The organism is Sinorhizobium prairiense, from assembly GCF_029201645.2.
Lineage (GTDB): Bacteria > Pseudomonadota > Alphaproteobacteria > Rhizobiales > Rhizobiaceae > Sinorhizobium > Sinorhizobium meliloti_A.
On sequence record NZ_CP104131.1, the window covers coordinates 2,538,178 to 2,555,726 of the forward strand.

The 17,549-nt window shown below is 61.9% G+C and carries 22 protein-coding genes, 2 tRNA genes and 5 pseudogenes; 6 read left to right on the forward strand and 23 right to left on the reverse strand.

From position 1 onward, the window contains the following. Window positions 1–489 precede the first annotated feature (489 nt). Together N0Q91_RS14930 and N0Q91_RS14935 are read right to left on the reverse strand one after the other, a co-directional pair. Window positions 490–807, reverse strand: a complete 318-nt coding sequence (locus N0Q91_RS14930; protein WP_275596791.1) for a BrnA antitoxin family protein — start codon at window positions 805–807, stop codon at window positions 490–492. Then, entirely contained in the window at window positions 783–1,067 is a 285-nt protein-coding gene (locus N0Q91_RS14935) for a BrnT family toxin (protein ID WP_275596792.1), read from the reverse strand. Before N0Q91_RS14935 ends, N0Q91_RS14930 begins: the two co-directional genes overlap by 25 nt. 132 nt (window positions 1,068–1,199) lie before the next feature. On the opposite strand from N0Q91_RS14935, the pseudogene N0Q91_RS14940 reads away from it, so the two are divergent. After that, window positions 1,200–1,364: pseudogene (locus N0Q91_RS14940) on the forward strand (transposase); the annotation flags it as partial. Window positions 1,365–1,428: 64 nt separating this feature from the next. Here the strand turns inward: N0Q91_RS14940 and N0Q91_RS14945 are convergent. The 10 genes and pseudogenes from N0Q91_RS14945 to N0Q91_RS14990 form a co-directional block, all read right to left on the reverse strand. Next, window positions 1,429–1,504, reverse strand: a tRNA-Phe gene (locus N0Q91_RS14945). A 240-nt stretch (window positions 1,505–1,744) separates the two neighbouring features. Next, entirely contained in the window at window positions 1,745–1,957 is a 213-nt protein-coding gene (gene yacG / locus N0Q91_RS14950) for a DNA gyrase inhibitor YacG (RefSeq protein ID WP_018094182.1), read from the reverse strand. Between the two features lie 4 nt (window positions 1,958–1,961). Further along, window positions 1,962–2,581, reverse strand: a pseudogene (locus N0Q91_RS14955) (Maf-like protein). Between the two features lie 97 nt (window positions 2,582–2,678). After that, window positions 2,679–2,897, reverse strand: a complete 219-nt coding sequence (gene infA / locus N0Q91_RS14960) for a translation initiation factor IF-1 (RefSeq protein ID WP_004435948.1) — start codon at window positions 2,895–2,897, stop codon at window positions 2,679–2,681. 157 nt (window positions 2,898–3,054) lie between these two features. Beyond that, window positions 3,055–3,534 carry an arsenate-mycothiol transferase ArsC gene (locus N0Q91_RS14965; RefSeq protein WP_275596793.1) on the reverse strand — a complete coding sequence of 160 codons (480 nt, stop codon included), beginning with the start codon at window positions 3,532–3,534 and terminating at the stop codon, window positions 3,055–3,057. A gap of 13 nt (window positions 3,535–3,547) precedes the next feature. Beyond that, the gene (locus N0Q91_RS14970) at window positions 3,548–4,024 is read right to left on the reverse strand and encodes a UPF0262 family protein (protein WP_018094178.1); all 477 of its coding nucleotides are present in this window, start codon (window positions 4,022–4,024) and stop codon (window positions 3,548–3,550) included. After that, window positions 4,021–5,325 (reverse strand): histidinol dehydrogenase, encoded by a 1,305-nt coding sequence (gene hisD, locus N0Q91_RS14975; protein ID WP_275596794.1) that lies wholly within the window; start codon window positions 5,323–5,325, stop codon window positions 4,021–4,023. Before hisD ends, N0Q91_RS14970 begins: the two co-directional genes overlap by 4 nt. A gap of 64 nt (window positions 5,326–5,389) precedes the next feature. Continuing rightward, entirely contained in the window at window positions 5,390–5,830 is a 441-nt protein-coding gene (locus N0Q91_RS14980) for a DUF2948 family protein (RefSeq protein ID WP_018094176.1), read from the reverse strand. Window positions 5,831–5,984: 154 nt separating this feature from the next. Then, the gene (gene murA / locus N0Q91_RS14985) at window positions 5,985–7,277 is read right to left on the reverse strand and encodes a UDP-N-acetylglucosamine 1-carboxyvinyltransferase (protein WP_275596795.1); all 1,293 of its coding nucleotides are present in this window, start codon (window positions 7,275–7,277) and stop codon (window positions 5,985–5,987) included. A gap of 169 nt (window positions 7,278–7,446) precedes the next feature. Continuing rightward, window positions 7,447–7,662 carry a hypothetical protein gene (locus N0Q91_RS14990; protein WP_018094174.1) on the reverse strand — a complete coding sequence of 72 codons (216 nt, stop codon included), beginning with the start codon at window positions 7,660–7,662 and terminating at the stop codon, window positions 7,447–7,449. A 261-nt stretch (window positions 7,663–7,923) separates the two neighbouring features. On the opposite strand from N0Q91_RS14990, the gene N0Q91_RS14995 reads away from it, so the two are divergent. Further along, window positions 7,924–7,998: transfer RNA gene (locus tag N0Q91_RS14995), tRNA-Thr, on the forward strand. A 90-nt stretch (window positions 7,999–8,088) separates the two neighbouring features. Here the strand turns inward: N0Q91_RS14995 and N0Q91_RS15000 are convergent. Then, window positions 8,089–8,514, reverse strand: a complete 426-nt coding sequence (locus tag N0Q91_RS15000; RefSeq protein ID WP_275596796.1) for a hypothetical protein — start codon at window positions 8,512–8,514, stop codon at window positions 8,089–8,091. A 59-nt stretch (window positions 8,515–8,573) separates the two neighbouring features. On the opposite strand from N0Q91_RS15000, the gene N0Q91_RS15005 reads away from it, so the two are divergent. From N0Q91_RS15005 to N0Q91_RS15015, 3 genes are read left to right on the forward strand one after another with little or no spacing between them, the layout of a single operon-like run. After that, window positions 8,574–9,317 (forward strand): hypothetical protein, encoded by a 744-nt coding sequence (locus N0Q91_RS15005; protein ID WP_275596797.1) that lies wholly within the window; start codon window positions 8,574–8,576, stop codon window positions 9,315–9,317. After that, on the forward strand, window positions 9,314–9,577 hold the full coding sequence (locus N0Q91_RS15010; protein WP_275596798.1) for a hypothetical protein: 264 nt from the start codon (window positions 9,314–9,316) through the stop codon (window positions 9,575–9,577). Before N0Q91_RS15005 ends, N0Q91_RS15010 begins: the two co-directional genes overlap by 4 nt. 28 nt (window positions 9,578–9,605) lie before the next feature. Then, window positions 9,606–9,872, forward strand: a complete 267-nt coding sequence (locus N0Q91_RS15015; RefSeq protein WP_275596799.1) for a hypothetical protein — start codon at window positions 9,606–9,608, stop codon at window positions 9,870–9,872. 268 nt (window positions 9,873–10,140) lie between these two features. Here N0Q91_RS15015 and N0Q91_RS15020 read toward each other — a convergent pair. The 7 genes and pseudogenes from N0Q91_RS15020 to N0Q91_RS15050 all read right to left on the reverse strand — a co-directional run. Beyond that, window positions 10,141–10,324 (reverse strand): annotated as a pseudogene (locus N0Q91_RS15020) (adenylate/guanylate cyclase domain-containing protein); the annotation flags it as partial. Between the two features lie 36 nt (window positions 10,325–10,360). Beyond that, window positions 10,361–10,645, reverse strand: coding sequence for a copper-binding protein (locus N0Q91_RS15025; protein ID WP_275596800.1), 285 nt, complete (start codon window positions 10,643–10,645; stop codon window positions 10,361–10,363). 21 nt (window positions 10,646–10,666) lie between these two features. Further along, window positions 10,667–10,783: pseudogene (locus N0Q91_RS15030) on the reverse strand (cupredoxin domain-containing protein); the annotation flags it as partial. Between the two features lie 44 nt (window positions 10,784–10,827). Then, the gene (locus N0Q91_RS15035) at window positions 10,828–12,177 is read right to left on the reverse strand and encodes a multicopper oxidase family protein (RefSeq protein ID WP_275596801.1); all 1,350 of its coding nucleotides are present in this window, start codon (window positions 12,175–12,177) and stop codon (window positions 10,828–10,830) included. A gap of 14 nt (window positions 12,178–12,191) precedes the next feature. Further along, complete coding sequence (locus N0Q91_RS15040) at window positions 12,192–13,640, reverse strand: TolC family protein (protein ID WP_275596802.1); 1,449 nt, start codon at window positions 13,638–13,640, stop codon at window positions 12,192–12,194. Beyond that, on the reverse strand, window positions 13,637–13,864 hold the full coding sequence (locus N0Q91_RS15045) for a hypothetical protein (protein WP_198516582.1): 228 nt from the start codon (window positions 13,862–13,864) through the stop codon (window positions 13,637–13,639). The genes N0Q91_RS15040 and N0Q91_RS15045 overlap by 4 nt, the downstream gene beginning before the upstream one ends. 94 nt (window positions 13,865–13,958) lie before the next feature. Further along, on the reverse strand, window positions 13,959–14,336 hold the full coding sequence (locus N0Q91_RS15050) for a hypothetical protein (protein ID WP_275596803.1): 378 nt from the start codon (window positions 14,334–14,336) through the stop codon (window positions 13,959–13,961). Between the two features lie 334 nt (window positions 14,337–14,670). On the opposite strand from N0Q91_RS15050, the gene N0Q91_RS15055 reads away from it, so the two are divergent. After that, window positions 14,671–14,817 (forward strand): hypothetical protein, encoded by a 147-nt coding sequence (locus N0Q91_RS15055; protein WP_013843957.1) that lies wholly within the window; start codon window positions 14,671–14,673, stop codon window positions 14,815–14,817. A 46-nt stretch (window positions 14,818–14,863) separates the two neighbouring features. Here N0Q91_RS15055 and N0Q91_RS15060 read toward each other — a convergent pair whose 3' ends face one another. The 3 genes and pseudogenes from N0Q91_RS15060 to pncA form a co-directional block, all read right to left on the reverse strand. After that, a complete protein-coding gene (locus tag N0Q91_RS15060; RefSeq protein WP_004435886.1) occupies window positions 14,864–15,076 on the reverse strand; it encodes a hypothetical protein in 213 nt (70 codons plus the stop codon). Window positions 15,077–15,208: 132 nt separating this feature from the next. Continuing rightward, window positions 15,209–16,512: pseudogene (gene pncB, locus N0Q91_RS15065) on the reverse strand (nicotinate phosphoribosyltransferase). 116 nt (window positions 16,513–16,628) lie between these two features. Further along, on the reverse strand, window positions 16,629–17,228 hold the full coding sequence (pncA, locus tag N0Q91_RS15070) for a bifunctional nicotinamidase/pyrazinamidase (RefSeq protein ID WP_100669637.1): 600 nt from the start codon (window positions 17,226–17,228) through the stop codon (window positions 16,629–16,631). Window positions 17,229–17,549: the final 321 nt, after the last annotated feature.

Consider the following 17,549-nt stretch of genomic DNA (forward strand, 5'->3'; position numbering starts at 1 on the left):
AGAGGATTCAATGGGATACTGCTAAAGATACATCGTTCGGCAGCGAAAATAAGCAGCTCGAGTTAAGGCCGCGGATGGAGTGCCGTGGCCCCGCTTGGAGGTGATGCTGGCACAATATCGGCGGCGACGAACACGATGGGGCTTACGGTGTCGCCTTCCTGCTGCACCCGGCGCGACTGCGATGGGCCAGACTGTGATGAGGTATTGCGCGCTGATGCGGCCGCGGAACGATGACGGCGAGGTCCCGGAGCCGCGAGACATTGACGAACTGCGTCAGTATCCGAGGTCGCCGAACAGCTCGCGGATGGAGCGGCCTTCGTTGTCGTTCCCGCCATCGTCGAGTCGTCGCCCGGTAAAGGCCAATATCTCGATGGAAGCCGGACACCTGGCGACACGCGGATTTTCAACTGGCCGAAAGATCCGCGAAGCTGGCGGTTTATAGGCCGCCTCTATGCGCATGTGCTGGAAAAGCGTGAATTTTCGCGCCGGCTATATGCCTGCAGCTTTTCGTAACGCCTCATTCATCCGGCCCTGCCAGCCTTTGCCGCTTGCTCGAAACTTAGCAATCACATCTTCGTCCAACCGGAGGGTGATTTGCTTTTTCGGATGCTCCAGCGGTGGGCGCCCACGCGATCTGCGACGCTCTTCGATAGCTCTGAAAAACTCAGGCGGTAGCACCTCTTTTGCCGGGCGCATGTTGGCAAGCTCTTCGTCGGTCAACTCGGGAAAATCGACAGCGTCCCAGTCTTCTTTCGTGTAACCGTGACCTGGCTCAAACGTTTTCAGCTTTTGGGTCTTGGTGGCCATGGAAGCCTCCTTCTTTCTCTGTCGCTAGCAGGACGAAAACTGATGATCGATATAGCTTCCGTTCCGAGTGTCGCGAAAATGACCGCTGCTGTCCCATCACGAAAATAACCGATAGCCTTCAAGCGCTTTCCGCCCGAAGCATCTGTCCTGCTGTCCTCAATGATGGCACTCGCCCAATCGATGTCGCTTACATCGGCAAAATCGAAACCATGCTTTTCAAGGTTGGCTTGCCGTTTGGGCTCGTCCCATACAATTCTCATGAATTAATGTAACTACATTTATGATTGATATCAAGCCGCAATGTGCGCGGAAATACGGCAGCCGAGGCTGCTGAATAGCTTCACGTAACACTCGGATTAGTCCCTGTGACGAAGCATCAGATTGAGGTGATTATGTCGGTCGAGCGGCGTCGGCGCTGGTCTCGGGAGGAGGAGCGGCTGGTCGCGGCGACGCTTGAGTCAGGCGCAAGCGTTTCGGAGATCGCGCACTCGGCGGGCGTTCATGTGAGCCAGCTCTTCCGCCGGCGCAAAGAGCGCTGCCAGAATCTCCGCGCTGTCCGTCCCGCTACCGACGGCGCAAGAAGGCTCAAAGAGCTTTTAAACAATGATTTTAAGAGTAAAATGGTGCCCGGAGGCGGATTTGAACCACCGACACGCGGATTTTCAATCCGCTGCTCTACCAACTGAGCTATCCGGGCATCCTGCCTTGACGGCGGCAGTCTCCTTCGGGAAACCGCTGGGGCGTGTCGTTCGCCCCGGAAGCGAGCGGGGTTATAACATCTTGTTCGGCCGTGTCCAGCACCAAATGACTCTTTTTCGAAGTAATTTAGCTGGCTGCGTAAAGGTGGAGAAAGTCGAAGGAATTCAGAGAGATCGCCGGCGTCCGCGAATTCCCCGGGGCCGCTTCGAAATTACCGATGTTCGGTTGGAGCGAAGAATTACCGTTCGTCGCCGTCGTCGGCCTTCGACTCGTCGTCAGCGACCGGGATCGCATAGGAACCGGACAGCCAGCGATTGAGATCGACGTTACGGCACCGCTCGGAGCAGAAGGGATAATGCTCGCGCACGGACGGACGTCCACACTCCGCGCAGGGACGCGTTGCGCGCAGGGGTTCTACGTTCGACCCGTTTTTCTTGCCTTCGCCGCGCATCCTCTCAGCCTTCCAGCCAACGATCGTGCACGTCGTACCCTTCGCCGACGAGTAGATTGACGGTCTCATAGAGCGGCAAGCCTACCACATTGGTGTAGGAGCCGACCAGCTTCACGACGAAACCTCCGGCAATTCCCTGGATACCATATCCCCCGGCCTTGCCGCGCCACTGGCCGGAAGCGAGATAGCTCTCGATGTCGAGCGTGGAAAGGCGTTTGAAGCGCACCTTGGTATCGATCACCTTCTGGCGAAGCGTGCGGTCGGGCGTGACGAGGCAGATGCCCGTATAGACGCGGTGGCTGCGGCCCGACAGAAGATGCAATGCGCTCGACGCCTCGCTCACCAGTTCCGGCTTCGGCAGGATACGGCGGCCGACGCAAACGACGGTGTCGGCTGCGAGAATGTAGCTGCCGTCCCAGGCCGGGTCGCCGGTAATCGCGGAAAGCGCCGCCTTCGCCTTTTCAGCCGAGAGCCGCCGCGCAAGCGAGCGGGGTGTTCCGAACGCTTCGGCGTTTCGTCCAGGTCCATAGGCATGAGGCGCGCGGGCTCGATTCCCGCCTGCGCCAGGAGCTCGACACGACGCGGCGATCCGGACGCCAGTATCAGTTTCTTGGTCACTGCCATCGATGCGAGCCGTTATTCCCGGAGTTTGTGCCATGCTCGTGCATATCGCTGCCCAAAATCGCTCAGCACTTTTGGGCGACGTGCATTCGGCCGGGGCCTACTTGAAGCGGTAGGTGATGCGGCCCTTCGTCAGGTCATAGGGCGTCATCTCGACGAGGACCTTGTCGCCGGCCAGAACGCGGATACGGTTCTTGCGCATGCGGCCCGCCGTGTGGGCGATGATCTCGTGCTCGTTTTCAAGCTTCACGCGAAAAGTCGCGTTGGGAAGCAATTCGGTGACCACGCCCGGAAATTCTAGGACTTCTTCTTTCGCCATGCAGGACTGTTCTTTCTCGTGCTCAATAGCGGATGCAACAGGCATCCTCGAAAAGTTGCCGGAAACTACACAATCGCCGCGGCTTTGTGAACCGCTTTGATCAGGCTTTTTCGGGTACCCGATCATCACGCATCGAATCGCGGCGCGAGGATCGGAATCATGCCTCCGGAGGACTGCCTTTCTGGGGGCTTTCCACGGCGAGACGGCTTGCGATCAGCGTCGCGAGATGATCGCGCACCGCCCGGTAGGCGGCCACGATCTGCTCCCGTGTGCCGGTCGCAACAGTCGGGTCGGGTGTCGGCCAGTATACCACATCCACGGCCATGGATCGGGTCAATTCAAGGGCCATGTGGTGGGCTTCGGGCGCCAGCGTCACGATGAGGTCGAAGTAATCGTCTTCGAGCTCTTCGAGCGTGCGCGGCTGATGCCGGCCGATCGTCAGCCCGACCTCTTCGAGAACCACGTCTACGAAGGGATCCCGCTCGCCCTGCCGGACGCCGGCGGAGGCGACGTAGGTCCCCTTCGGAAGCGCCACGCGGGCGAGCGCCTCGGCCATCGGCGAACGGATGGCGTTCATGCCGCACATGAAAAGAACCGAGCGGGGCGCTTTCGATTGCGGCGTGGCGGTCGCGATCATCTCCGCCTCCCCGTCAGCCGCGCCAGTAGAGCACGCAGACGAGCGTGAAGAGCCGGCGCGCCGTATCGAAATCCAGCCTGATCTTGCCCGAGAGCCGGTCCATCAGGGTCTGAGAACCCTCGTTGTGGATGCCGCGCCGCCCCATGTCGATCGCCTCGATCTGGCTCGGCGTCGCCGACCGGATCGCCTGGTAATAGCTTTCGCAGATCATGAAGTAGTCCTTCACGATACGGCGAAAGGGCGTGAGCGAGAGGATGTGGGTGGCGACCTCGGTACCGCCATCCGTCGAAATCCGGAAGACCAGCTTCGCGTCGACCAGCGACAGATTGAGCCGATAGGGGCCGCCGGAATGCCCGACGGGTTCGAACAGGTTATCTTCGAGCAGGTCGAAAATCGCAACCGCGCGCTCATGCTCCACATCCGGCGTCGAGCGGCCGATCGTCTCGTCCAGCACGACATCGCAGAGCCGCAGGTTGCGATCGGCCTTCATCCCTCTTCCCCGAGGTTGAGGCGGATGGCAACCGATCGGGCATGGGCCTCGAGGCCTTCCGATCTTGCCAGCGCGATCGCGGCGGGCCCGAGAATGCGTAACTGATCCGGGCCGAGCCGCAGGATCGAGGTTCGCTTCACATAGTCGAGCACGCCGAGGCCCGAGGAGAACCGCGCCGAACGCGCCGTCGGCAGTACGTGGTTGGAACCGCCCACATAGTCGCCGATGACTTCGGGCGTGTGCCTGCCGATGAAGATCGCACCGGCATTGCGGATCGCGGGAACCATCGAGTCCGGATCGGCCGTCGCCAGTTCGAGATGTTCCGGGGCGATGCGGTTGGCGAGCGGCACGGCCTTGTCGAAATCCGGAACCAGGATCACGGCGCCGAAATCGCGCCAGCTGGCTGCCGCCGTGTCGGCGCGCGGCAGCGTCTTCAACTGACGCTCCACCGCCTTTTCGACCGCATCGCCGAAGGCCGCATCGTCGGTGATCAGGATCGCCTGCGCGCCGGCGTCGTGCTCGGCCTGGGCGAGCAGGTCCGCGGCGATCCAATCCGGATCGTTGTCGCGGTCCGCGATCACCAGCACTTCCGACGGCCCGGCGATCATGTCGATGCCGACCGTGCCGAAAACCTGCCGCTTGGCGGCCGCAACATAGGCATTCCCAGGGCCGACGATCTTCGCAACCGGTTCGATCGTCTCGGTGCCGTAGGCGAGCGCGGCCACGGCCTGCGCGCCGCCAATGCGGTAGATCTCCTCCACACCGGCAAGGCGGGCGGCTGCGAGCACCGCCGGATTGATCGCCCCGCCGCTGGCCGGCACGACCATGACGATGCGCGGCACGCCTGCGACCTTGGCCGGCAGAGCGTTCATCAGAACCGAGCTCGGATAACTCGCCGTGCCGCCGGGCACATAGAGACCGACTGCGTCGATCGGCGTCCAGCGCGAGCCGAGGCCGACGCCCATCTGGTCTTCGTAAATGTCGTCCTTCGGCAATTGCCGCCGGTGATGCGCCTCGATGCGGGTCGCCGCGACTTTCAAAGCACCGAGCACTTCCGGAGCAACCGCGTGGATCGCCGCATCTATTTCCGCCGACGTCACCGCCATGCCCGTGACCGTGAAGTCGATCCCGTCAAAACGCGTGGAATAATCGGCGAGCGCCGCATCTCCGCGGGCGCGGACATCGTCGATGATGGTGCGCACGACGGCGTTGACGTCTTCGGAAACTTCCCGTTTCGTCGTCAGGAACGCGGCGAAATCGCGCTCGAAGCTCGTATCGAGATAGTTCAGCCTGATTGCCAATGCGATGATCCTTTTGGTGGTTGCCGGCGGGGACGCTCAAGCGGGAGTTCTCAAACCGGCGTCCTCAGGCGCCCTCGGGGTGGCGCGGCTTGAACGCCGTCTCCCAGGCGCCGCCGGTATCGGCAAGCTGCACCTCGATGCACTCCACATCGAGCGCGATCGACGCCTCGCCCGCGAGCACGAGTTCGATCGTGCCTTCCGGCCCCTCCCCCTTGACGTCGAAGCGCAGGGCGAGAAGGTCGAGCACCGCTTCCATGTCGGTGCGATCGAAGCCGAGCGACCGCACGGCACTGACGCATTTGAACAGAAGGACGGCACGGCGCCGCTCGAAGCCGCGGCGCTTGCCCTCCGCCTTTTCCCAGGCGAAGCGGTTGACCACCAGGGTGAACTGCCGGCGCCGGGCGTCGTAGGCGATGCCCGCTACCTTGAAGACTGCGTCCTGCACATGGGCGGAGACGACGCCAAGGTCTTCCTCGTCGAGTGCCAGCAGTTTCAAAGCATCCATGCGATTCATCCCGTCCGTTTTCATGCCCCGCATTTTAGCGGGTGATCGCCAAGGACATAGGACGTTGCGCCCGAAACCGCAACGGCTCGAGCGCGGGAAGTGACCGAAAGCGCCACAGCGGCTTTGCGCACCTGATCGGACGCGCCGAGCCGGATCAGTCGCTGACGCGCTCGACATGGGCGCCGCAGCGCGTGAGCTTCTCTTCGAGGCGCTCGAAGCCGCGGTCGAGATGGTAAACGCGCGAGACCATGGTCTCGCCCTCGGCCGCCAGGCCCGCGATGACGAGCGAAACGGAGGCCCTGAGGTCCGTCGCCATGACCGGTGCGCCCTTCAGCCGCGACACGCCCTCGACCTTGGCCGTCTGGCCGGAGAGCGAGATCTTGGCGCCGAGCCGCGCCAGCTCCTGCACATGCATGAAACGGTTTTCGAAGATCGTCTCGGTAATGTGGGAAATGCCGCTCGACCGGGTCATCAGTCCCATGAACTGCGCCTGGAGGTCGGTGGGGAAGCCGGGAAACGGATCGGTAACGATGTCGACCGGCTTGATGCCGGCGCCGTTGCGGACGATGCGGATGCCGTTGTTCGTCTCGCTGATCTCGGCGCCGGCGCGACGGATCGCCTCGAGCGCCGTGTCCAGGAGGCTCGCCTCGGTGTCCTCGAGAATGACGTCGCCGCCCGCCATGGCGACGGCCATGGCATAGGTTCCCGTCTCGATGCGATCGGGCAGCACGCGATGACGGGCTCCCGAGAGCGAGCGCACGCCCTCGATGGTGACGGTGCTCGTCCCCTGCCCGCTGATCTTCGCGCCCATGGCGTTCAGGCATTTGGCAAGGTCGACGACTTCGGGCTCGCGTGCGGCATTGCCGAGCACGGTCGTGCCGTTGGCCAGCGTTGCCGCCATCATCAGCACATGCGTCGCGCCGACGGAAACTTTCGGGAACACGTAGCGCGCACCGATGAGCCCGCCTGCCGGTGCGGTGGCGTTGACGTAGCCGCCATCGATCTCGATATTGGCACCAAGTGCTGCCAGCCCCTCGATGAAGAGATCGACCGGACGCGTTCCGATGGCGCAGCCGCCCGGCAGAGACACCCGCGCCTTGCCTTCGCGGGCGAGCAGCGGCCCGATGACCCAGAAGCTCGCGCGCATCTTCGAGACGAGTTCATAAGGCGCCGTCGTCGAAACGATGTTGCGGCTGGTGAAATGAACCGTGCGGGCATAGCTCTCGCCCTGGCGCTCGCGCCGGCCATTGACGGAAATGTCGGCACCATGATTGCCCAGGATACGGATCAATTGCTCGACATCGGCCAGATGCGGGACGTTTTCGAGCGTCAGCGTGTCGTCAGTCAGGAGCGACGCGATCATCAGCGGCAAGGCGGCGTTCTTCGCGCCGGAGATGGGGATCACCCCGTGGAGTTCGTTTCCGCCTACAATCCTGATGCGATCCATGAGACCTCTCGAACGGGCGCTGCCCGCCTTTCTGGAAAATCGATGCCGATCCGGCATTGTTGAAGGGCGTCTCTTTAGTGGAGATGCGGTGAAATTAGAAGTGCCTTGAAATGCGGGGGTGCAGGGAAGCGAAGACCCGGACGGCCCCGCCTGCCGCCGGTTGCAGGACCTAATCTTCCGATTCGTCCGTTTTTGCGGCAGGCAGTCCGGATGTCTCGTCCGCAGCACCCGCCCGGCGCGCACGCATCTGCTGCTTGCGCCGCTGGAGATTGTCGCGAAGGTTCTTCGCCAGACGCAGCCGCCTCGCCTCGGCCTCGCTCGAATGCCCTGCGCCCTTTGCCCGCCCCGGCACATGCTTATTGTTGTCGTCGCTCTGCATGGCCATCCATTACCGCAAAACCAGGAGCTTCGGAAGCGGCAAGCCGGCCGGGTGAGAGCGAAATCGGGGAAAACCGCGAAGCTGCTTCCGAGCCGGTCCGTGCCGCAACAGGCCGCAACGGAAGAGCTTGAGCGCCCCGGACCGTGTGAGCCCGCCACCTTCCCGGCGCGGCCCGCCCAAAAACTTCGAAATGCGGCTTGCGCTCTCCCTCAAGCTATGGCAATAGGCCCCTCGCCTGATGCGGCTTGTCACGAAGCGCCGCCGGATGCTGCTATAGCTCAGGGGTAGAGCACTCCCTTGGTAAGGGAGAGGCCGAGAGTTCAAATCTCTCTAGCAGCACCATTAATCTCCTAAAGAAATTAAGTACTTCCGGCCTTCCTACAAAACGCCCAACTCACCAACATACAGCAGTTTGGGCGCTATTTGGGGCACTCAAGGAAAAGTGGACGTCGCACCCGATCTCGCGCACCCTCGCCGAAACGACGGTTTTGCCATGCCCCAGTTCTTCGCCCGCGCCACGACGGCGGCGATCGCCGTCGCGAGATAGGTGCCGCTGACCTGGCCGCGCATCCACTCGTAGGTCCGGGTCTGCAGCGTTTCCGGCGTCTGGATATTGGCGCGCTCGACGGCTTCGGTATTGGCCGAACGCCGCTGCGTGTAGGCGCCGGACGACGGCCCTGCCGCGCGCGCGTTTTCGAGCGCTGCAATACCCGGGTTGCGCGTGCGATCCGCAAGTGTGTCCTGATAGCCGGGGATGACTACGGAGGCGACCGGCTGACCCGGGCGCATGATGTCGTCGACCAGCGCCGCTATTTCTTGCCACGAGAAACAGTACCGTTTGGTTTCAGGGGCGATCAATGGTAGTCGTGTGGTAAGATGGTCGGAATTTGCGCCGATCAGCGTGAGGCATGATTGGAATGAGCGAATATAGGTTTCAAATAGAAAACAGCTACACGCCGGAAACGCTGCCTATGGACCGGCTTGCGGAGTACATGGCGGCGTATGCCCGTTTGCTTGGCGAAACCGCCAATGTTCATTTTCAGAGTGTCGAGACGGGTTCTGCTATTCTTGTCGCCGCAGTGGATGAACCAGCGCAGCCGAAGGTGCAGGACAGGGTGCTGAGTCTTCAGCGGGGGAGCGCGCCCAAGGATGCCCTCAAGGCGTTTGACGAACTTGATGAGATGCTGCGCAAGGACAATGCAACCGGCGAACTGAGCGGGAACGATGGCGCTGTCATTTTGCCGTTTCCTGGTCGTACCCGACCGGAGCCCCTTGTCTTTGGGCCGATCCGGCAGGAAGGCAGTCTAGAGGGGCAGGTCATTCGTGTCGGTGGTAAGGATGACACCATCCCGGTTCACCTGCGCGATGGTGCCACCATCCATAGCGGTCTCAATGCTACAGCCGACCTCGCCCGGAAGATTGCACAGCATCTTCTCGGCCCGACCTTGCGGGTTTACGGCAGTGGGACATGGTATCGGGAAGCCGATGGCAGTTGGGTTTTGAAGAGCTTCAAGATCACCGATTTTGAAGTTCTGGGCGACGAGCCTCTGGAAGAGGTGGTTGCTTCCCTGCGAAAGATCAAAGGAAGCACCTGGAACGAGGTTCCCGATCCTGTTCGTGCACTCCTTGAAGATCGTCATGGTGGCGGAGACGCGAATTGATTGTTGCCTTCGACGCCAACATACTTGTCTACCTCTTCGATGAAAGTGCCAACGCGCCGACCTGCAAAACCACTGGCCTGCCAGTCGAGCGTTGCCGCGAGCGTGTCGAGTATCTGATCGCAACCCTCCAGCGGGAAAAGACGAAGATCATCATCCCCACGCCCTCGCTCGCCGAAAGCCTTGTTCAGGGCGCAGGACGGAGCACCGGAACGTCTCTCGATCATCAAGAGAAGCAAGCATTTCCGCATCTCGCCTTTTGATGAGCGTGCGGCGGTAGAATACGCAGCAATGCAGGTTGAGCGCCGCCAGAGCGGGACGAAATCTGCAACGGTGTCAAAGGCGAAAGCCAAGTTCGATGACCAGATCGTCGCCATAGCCGCTATCGAGGGCGCGACGGTCATCTATTCTGATGACGGGGACATCAAGAAACTGGCTGGCTCGAAATTCGAGGTCTTGGGCATCGAAGACTTGCAACTTCCGCCCGAAGATGACCAGACATCATTCAGTTTTGAGCCGCCCACAATCGATGAAAATGGCACGGAAGACAGCGAGTAATCGCCGGGTCATCCGTAATTCCTCAGTTGCTGGGATGCCTTCGGACAAACTCTGTCGATCCGAAGGCCAAGGGCTCTCCCGCCTTGCTGCCGACCTGGGCGGAGTTGGGAGCAGGACAACTAACCCTGTGCTATTAATTGCAAGTGCGTCCCGTATGAACGTCCCGACCCGGATAAGGATGCAGACACGTCGGCAGGAAGTCGTATCAGCAACGCCTTCAAGACCGCCTGCAAACGTGCAGGGCTTGGCTGGACTTGTCCAGGCAAGGACGCTCGATCAGCGAAAACGAGATCACAAGCGGAGCGTCGAGCGACTTGGCCGGGGTTTTCGAGCCTTTGCGCCACGTTCACCGCATCGCCTATTACAGTGAACTCGCTGTGGACGCCGCTGTCCAGAACGCCTCCGACGACCGTGCCGTAATGCGGGCCGATGACGGCATCGAAGCCGGGATGGGGACGCAGCGGCATCCCGCCGCGTCCCTATCGGAGCTACTGCACCTCGGTGACGGTCAGCTTGCCGTCGACGCGTTCGGCAACGAATTCGATCTGATCGCCTTCCTTCAGCTTCGACAGCAGGGCTTCGTCCTTGACCCTGAAGACCATCGTCATGGCAGGCATCTCGAGAGCCTTCAGCTCCTCATGCTTCAGCGTGACCTTCTTCGCCTTGGCATCGACCTTCTTGACGGTGGCTTTGGTGAAGTCGCCGGCGATGGCGCCGTAGGCAGTGCCGAGAGCGAGGGCGAAGACCAGCGTGAACTTGACAGTCGTTTTCATGTGAGACCCTTTCCTGAGGATTTATTTCCGTGCGGCAGTCACGTCGCCGTGCATGCCCGCGTCGTAGTGACCCGGCACCAGGCACCCGATCTTGAAAGCGCCGGCATTGGTGAATTTCCAGACCATCTCGCCCGACCTCCGGGGGCGAGACGGATCGGTTGGTTGAAGATCGTCATGCGCCATCATCCGTGTTTGGAGTGCTTCGGCGTGATCCGCGTCTTTGCGTCATCGGCCCTGGTCCAGTCCGGAAGCTCGCCCGTCCATTCCCAGGCCTGCGTTCCGGGCGGGTTTTCGTACCAGCCGGGATCGGAGTAATCGTCCGCCGAGATGCCCTCGCGCACCTTGACGACGGAGAACATGCCGCCCATTTCGATCGGCCCGTGCGGACCCCAGCCGGTCATCATGGGTATGGTGTTTTCGGGAAGCTCCATCTCCATTTTGCCCATGTCGGACATGCCGGCCGTACCCATCGGCATGTATTCCGGGTGGACCTTCCGGATCTTTTCCGCGACCTCCTTCTTGTCGACGCCGATAAAGGTCGGGATGTCGTGTCCCATGGCGTTCATCGTGTGGTGCGACTTGTGGCAGTGGATCGCCCAGTCGCCCGCGTATTTGGCGTCGAATTCGTAGGCCCGCATGGCGCCGACCGGAATGTCGATGCTGACCTCCGGCCAGCGCGCCTCCGGTCGGACCCAGCCGCCGTCGGTACATGTGACCTCGAAGTCGTAGCCGTGCATGTGGATCGGGTGGTTGGTCATGGTGAGATTGCCGACCCGCACGCGCACGCGGTCGTTCCTGGAAACGACCAGCGGGCTGATGCCCGGGAAGATGCGGCTGTTCCAGCACCACATATTGAAGTCGGTCATTTCCATGACACGCGGCACGTAGGAGCCCGGCTCGATGTCGTAGGCGTTGAGCAGGAACACGAAATCCCGGTCGACCGGCATGAATTTCGGGTCCTTGGGGTGGATCACGAAGAAGCCCATCATCCCCATGGCCATCTGCACCATCTCGTCGGAATGCGGGTGGTACATGAAGGTGCCCGACTTCACGAGATCGAACTCGTAGACGAAAGTCTTGCCGGGCGGGATGTGCGGCTGCGACAGCCCGCCGACGCCGTCCATGCCGGATGGCAGGATCATGCCGTGCCAGTGGATCGTCGTCGGCTCCGGCAGCTTGTTGGTGACGAAGATGCGGACCCGATCGCCTTCGACCGCCTCGATCGTCGGACCTGGCGACTGGCCGTTATAGCCCCAGAGATAGGCGGTCATGCCCTCCGCCATCTCGCGCTCGACCGGCTCGGCGACGAGATGGAACTCCTTGACGCCGCTGTTCATCCGGTGGGGTGCGGTCCAGCCGTTGATGGTCACCACCGGGTTGTAGTCAGGCCCGGAGGAAGGCCGGACGGGGGCTTGCGTATCCGCCGTCTCCATGAATGCCGCCTCGGGCAGGCCCATATTCGACGTTTTCGCCCAGGCGGCGGTGGAAACCAGTGCGGCGCTCGCGCCGAGTAACTGTCGTCTGTTGAACATTTTGCGTGCCTTTCTCATTCGCCGTTTTCGGCGGCCGCCGCGACCTCGGTTTCGCGGGAGGCCGCGCCCCCGCCGTAGATCGCCGGAGCCAGATCCGCCTCGGCCAGCCAGAAGTCGCGCTTGGCATTGATCGCGAGCAGGATCGCATTGACCTTTTCGCGGCTGTCGGCGAGCAGTTCGAAGGTGCTGGTGATCATCCCGTTGTAGGTGAGGAGTGACTGTTCCTCGATTTCGGTGCGCAGCGGCACGACGCTGCTGCGGTAGTGCCGGGCGATGTCGTAGTTGGCGCGGTAGGCCTGATAGGCCGAGCGTGCTTCCGAGCGGACATTGACGGCCTTTTCGGCGAGAAGGTTCGCCGCCCGCATATAGGCGAGCTCGGCCTTGCGCATGCGCGCTTTGCCGCTGTCGAAGATGGGAATGACGAATTCGAGATCGGCCCGGCCCGTCGTCTCCGACGAGATGTCGCCGTCCTCCTTTGCCCGCTCGGTCTCGAAGCCGGCGAGGAGGTTGAGGTCGGTGACGTAGCGGGTGGCCTCGGTCAGATTGTAGGATCTGGCCGTCGCCTCCAGATCGAGCTTCGCAATCTGGAGATCGACCCGCCGCCGCAGAGCTTCCGCCTCGATCTGGTCGCGCTTCATCAGACCCTTCGGCAGGGGAGCCAGCCGGTTCGGCACCTGGAATTTGACGTCCGAACCCCAGAGGCCCATCAACCGCGTCAGTTCCTCCTTGGCCAGACGCGCCTGGAGCCGCGCCTTGGCCCCCTCTCCCGCCAGTTCGGCGTAGAAGACATGCTCGCGGGCCTGCGCCCCCTTTGTCATGGCCCCGCTCTCGCCGAGCTTTTCGGCAAGCGCGGACGCTGCGTCGGCCGCCGCCTGCGCCCGGTTGAGCTGGCCCACCGTTTCCCAAGCCGCTACGGCATTGATCCAGGCGCGCCGCGTCTCGGAAGCAAGCTGCAAGGTGCGCGAAGCGGCATCCAACTGCGCCTTCCGGAACTCGGTGTCGGCGAGCGCGATATTCCTGTCGCGCGTGACGAGCGCAAGAATATTGGAGACGATCGCGCTCTCGACCGTCCGGAATGCCGTAAGCCCCGGCGTGCCGATGCCCGTCAGCCCGACACCCACGGTCGGGTTGACGAGCATTGTCGCCTGCCAGGCGTCGGACGCGGAATCGCCGAGATCGGCATAGGCCGCCTGCAGCCCCTTGTTGTTGAGCAGCGCGACCTGGACTGCCGTCTCGACGTCGATCGACTTCTTCGCCGTCAGCGCCTTCACCCGCTTGGAGACGGATCGGGCCTGTTCCTGGTTCTGCACCCACACGGTCTGCTTGCCGGCGGCTTCGGCCGTTGTCGCCGCGACCAGGGAAAATCCGGCATTCTTAACTGCGTACTCGCCAGCCGTAACGCAGCCGCCGAGCACCAGCGGCAGTGCGAGCGTCGCCGCCAGTCTCATCTTGGCTTTCATCATGATCCGCCTCCTTTCGGAGCCTGCGCATCATTCTGGTCGCGCCATGGTTTGGGATCGACGGCCCTGCGGTCCGTATAGCCCGCGACAGGACTCGTATAGGCAACGGGGCGCACCCCGGCATCGCTGGCCGGGAGTTCGCCCGAGGCGATCACATCGGGAGGCAAGGTGGCGGCGCAACCGCTCGCAAAAAGCGGCAGGACGGCCACGAAAAGCAGATGTTTCATGGATTTATCCGAATAGGAGATTGCGGCAGCGCTCGAGAGCAAGGCTTGCTCGCGAACACGCGTTCGACCCGTCAAGCGGACGGGCGCATCCTATTCAGGCGCTTGGGGGGCGGTGCAGCAGCGGCAATTCGCCCGTGGTCCCGGCCTCGTCGACGAATTCCCGGACGGGGGATAGGCGGGGTCTGCCAATAGCGTCGGTCCCCGCCAGAATCGCCATGCCGGCACAAACGTCTTTACAGCATTGCTGCTTCGCGGGCTTCTGGTCGCCTTTGGCAGAGGAGTCCTGATCGCCGTGCGAATGCGCGCCGCTCGCCATATCGGAATGATCGCGCGACTGCGCAATTTCAGACTGGGACCAGTCGCCGTGCATGGCTGCGGAGGAACTCGGCAATGCATATGCCGCCAGTGACACGAAAATCACCAGGCGGAACAGAATCAACAGCTTCTGCGTCGTGATTCGAAGCATGCCCATGTTCAATGCCTATTATCGGGCCCAAAATTTTCAATCTTCAGCTCACGTTGACGCGCAAGGCGCATCGAGTGTGGCGCGGCCACAACGGGCGAACTTCGCCGCTGCAACCCGATTTTCAAGTTCTAGGGCTTACAACGATGGCAAGGTCAATCGGAAAAATTTCAGGGAAGAGAAGCAATTGAAAGCCTCAGGTGGCGTGGCATGCCCGCCACGGTCAGGAGATTGTTAACCATATTCTCCGTTCCTCGGGGAACAGTCCGACCGGCGCCACAGGAATAACTCTATTCCGCGGTCTTTCACACGTGCAACCAAGCAACGGTCGGAGAAGATGGACATGATCAAATCGGGTCTCGGCGTCACTGTCGCGGTTCTCGCCCTGTCCATCACAGTCAGCGGCATCCTGCATTTTGCGCTGTCCAGCTATCGCCCGGAGGCGAATGCCGCCGTGTCGCACGAAATCACCTCATCGATACCACGATGAAAGCGGCCGCCTTGTCAGGCGCGCAAAGATCGCCCGGGGACATGCGTCATGAAACGCGGCGACGCTGCTCCGGGCCGAAATCTCCCAGCTGAGCCAGAAGTTCGTCGCAGGAACACTTCTTCGTGTCCATCAAGTCGAGAATGCGCTTGGCGGCCCTGTTGGCCTCCACGCCATCCCTGCCGACATTGTGCAGAGCGCACCAGATATCGAGCGCTCCGCGCATGACGTCCACGTCATCCGGAGAATAGGCCTGACGCACGAACCCCTCCCAAGGTGTACCTCAACGACCTCATCATGGGGCAATCGGGGGAAATTCAAGGAAATAGTGAGGTACCGCAATAAGTCATATGATTGAGGGATTGGAAGCCGCAGACGCCGGCTTCTTCCCGCGTCACACCCGTACGGATTGCTCCACGAAATCCTCGCTGCCGAAGAATTTCAGATAGCGCGAGACTTCGGCCGGATCCCCGTCGCCTTGCGCGGGTTGTCCGAGAGCTTGACCGCCGGGCGGCCATTGGCCTCACTGACCTTGCATACGATGGAGATCGGGTTGAGGCCCTTGATTTCGGTCGGAGCGCAGCCGGCGAAATCATTGGTGAGGTTGGTTCCCCAGCCGAAGCTCATGCGCACGCGCCCTTCGAAGTGGCAGTAGGTCTTGATGATCGTGTCGACGTCGAGGCCGTCGGAGAAGATCAGGAGCTTCTCCCGTGGGTCTCGGCCCATCTTCTTCCACCAGGCGATGATCTTCTCGCCTCCCTCGATGGGCGGGGCGCTGTCCGGCCGGAAGCCGGTCCAGTCCGCCACCCAGTCGGGCGCATCCCTGAGAAACGCGGCCGTCCCGAACGCGTCCGGGAGCACGATCAGGAGGTTGCCGCCATAGAGCTGGTTCCAGTCCTGCAGAACCTTGTAGGGCGCGGCCGCAAGCTCGCGGTCGTTGCGGGCAAGCGCCGCGGCCACCATCGGCAGCTCGTGCGCATTGGTGCCGACCGCCTCCAGGTCGTTGTCCATTGCCAGCAGCACGTTACTGGACCCCGTGAAGGACGGGCCGATGCCTTCCTTGAGCGCCTCGACGCACCAGCGCTGCCATAGGAAGCTGTGCCGCCGGCGCGTGCCGAAGTCGGAGATGCGCAGGTTCGGATGCTCGCGCAGCTGCTCGACCTTCGACCACATCTTGGCCTTGGCGCGGGCATAGAGCACGTCCAGCGTGAACGGGCCGAGCCCTTTCATCGCCGCGCGCGAGCGCAACTCGTTGATGATCGCGAGCGCGGGGATTTCCCACATCGTCGTCTCGGCCCAGCGGCCACGGAACGTCAGCTCGAACTGGCCGTCACGACGCGACAACTCGTATTCCGGAAGGCGGAATTTTGCGAGCCAGGCCAGAAATTCCGGCGAAAAGATCTGCGTGCGGCCATAGAAGCTGTTACCCGCGAGCCATATCATTTCTTTCTTGGTGAAGCGCAGGCCGCGCGCGTGGTCGAGCTGGTCGCGCAGTTCCTGCTCGTCGATCTCGTCGGCAAGGCGTACCGTCTTCGTGCGATTGATCAGCGAAAAGGTCGCGTCCACGCCCGGATAGAGCTGCCAGATCATCTGCAGCATCAAAAGCTTGTAGAAATCCGTATCCAGCAGGCTGCGGACGATCGGATCGAGCTTCCAGGTATGGTTATAGACCCGTCGCGCGATATCGGTCTTTGGCATCTGCAATACGCTCCTCTTGGACCGTCATGACCCGCTCTGTGGCGAGGCGATCGTGGTCGATATCCTAAGTCCGGGCGGGGATGCGGCCGATGCCGCGCTTCCCCGTCCCGGGGCGACTAGATCAGCCGGACGCCGGCATCGCGCATGCGCAGGGTCATGGCCGCGAGAGAGCCGTTCAGATCGATGCCGCGGCAGGCACCGAGCACCACCGACGTCGAAAAGCCCTGAGCGACCGCATCGAGTGCCGAGAAGCCAACGCAGAAATCGGTAGCCAAGCCGCAAAGCGTCACGCTCTTTATGCCGCGCTCGCGCAGGTAACCGGCAAGTCCGGTCGGGGTCCGGTGGTCGTTCTCGAAAAAAGCGGAATAACTGTCGATCTCGCGGCGGAAGCCCTTGCGTATGACCAGTTCCGCCGAGGTCCATCGCAGGGACGGATGAAAATCGGCACCGGGGCTCCCCTGGACGCAATGCTCGGGCCAGAGCGTCTGCTCTCCATAAGGCATCGCCACGGTCTGAAACGGAGCCTTGCCCGGATGCGTCGAGGCGAAACTCGAATGGCCGGCCGGGTGCCAGTCCTGGGTCAGGACGACATGCGGCGACGCGTCGATGAGGCGATTGACGGCAGGCACGATCTCATCGCCGCCCTCGACCGCGAGAGCGCCGCCGGGGCAGAAGTCGTTCTGCAAGTCGATAACGATCAGGGCGTCGTCAGGCATTGCCTCTCGCAATCCGGCCGAGCCGCATCGGCCATCAACAATCGATCTCGATCACGATGGTTCAGGTCGGATCGACCTAGGTCACGAACGTGATCGATTCTAATTAGTTAGAGCGGGATGCGGGCGGAAAACCGCATACACTTTTCCTCATCCCGCTCCAAGTTAGAGCGGGATGCGGGCGGAAAATCGCATACACCTTTCCTCATCCCGCTCTAACCAGATCAACCATAGAACGCGCACCGCGGCAAGCACGTTCGGCGCTCGTGACGTGATTCTCGCGGCGAACGGGCGAACCTTATAAAGGTGATTGATTATAAGATC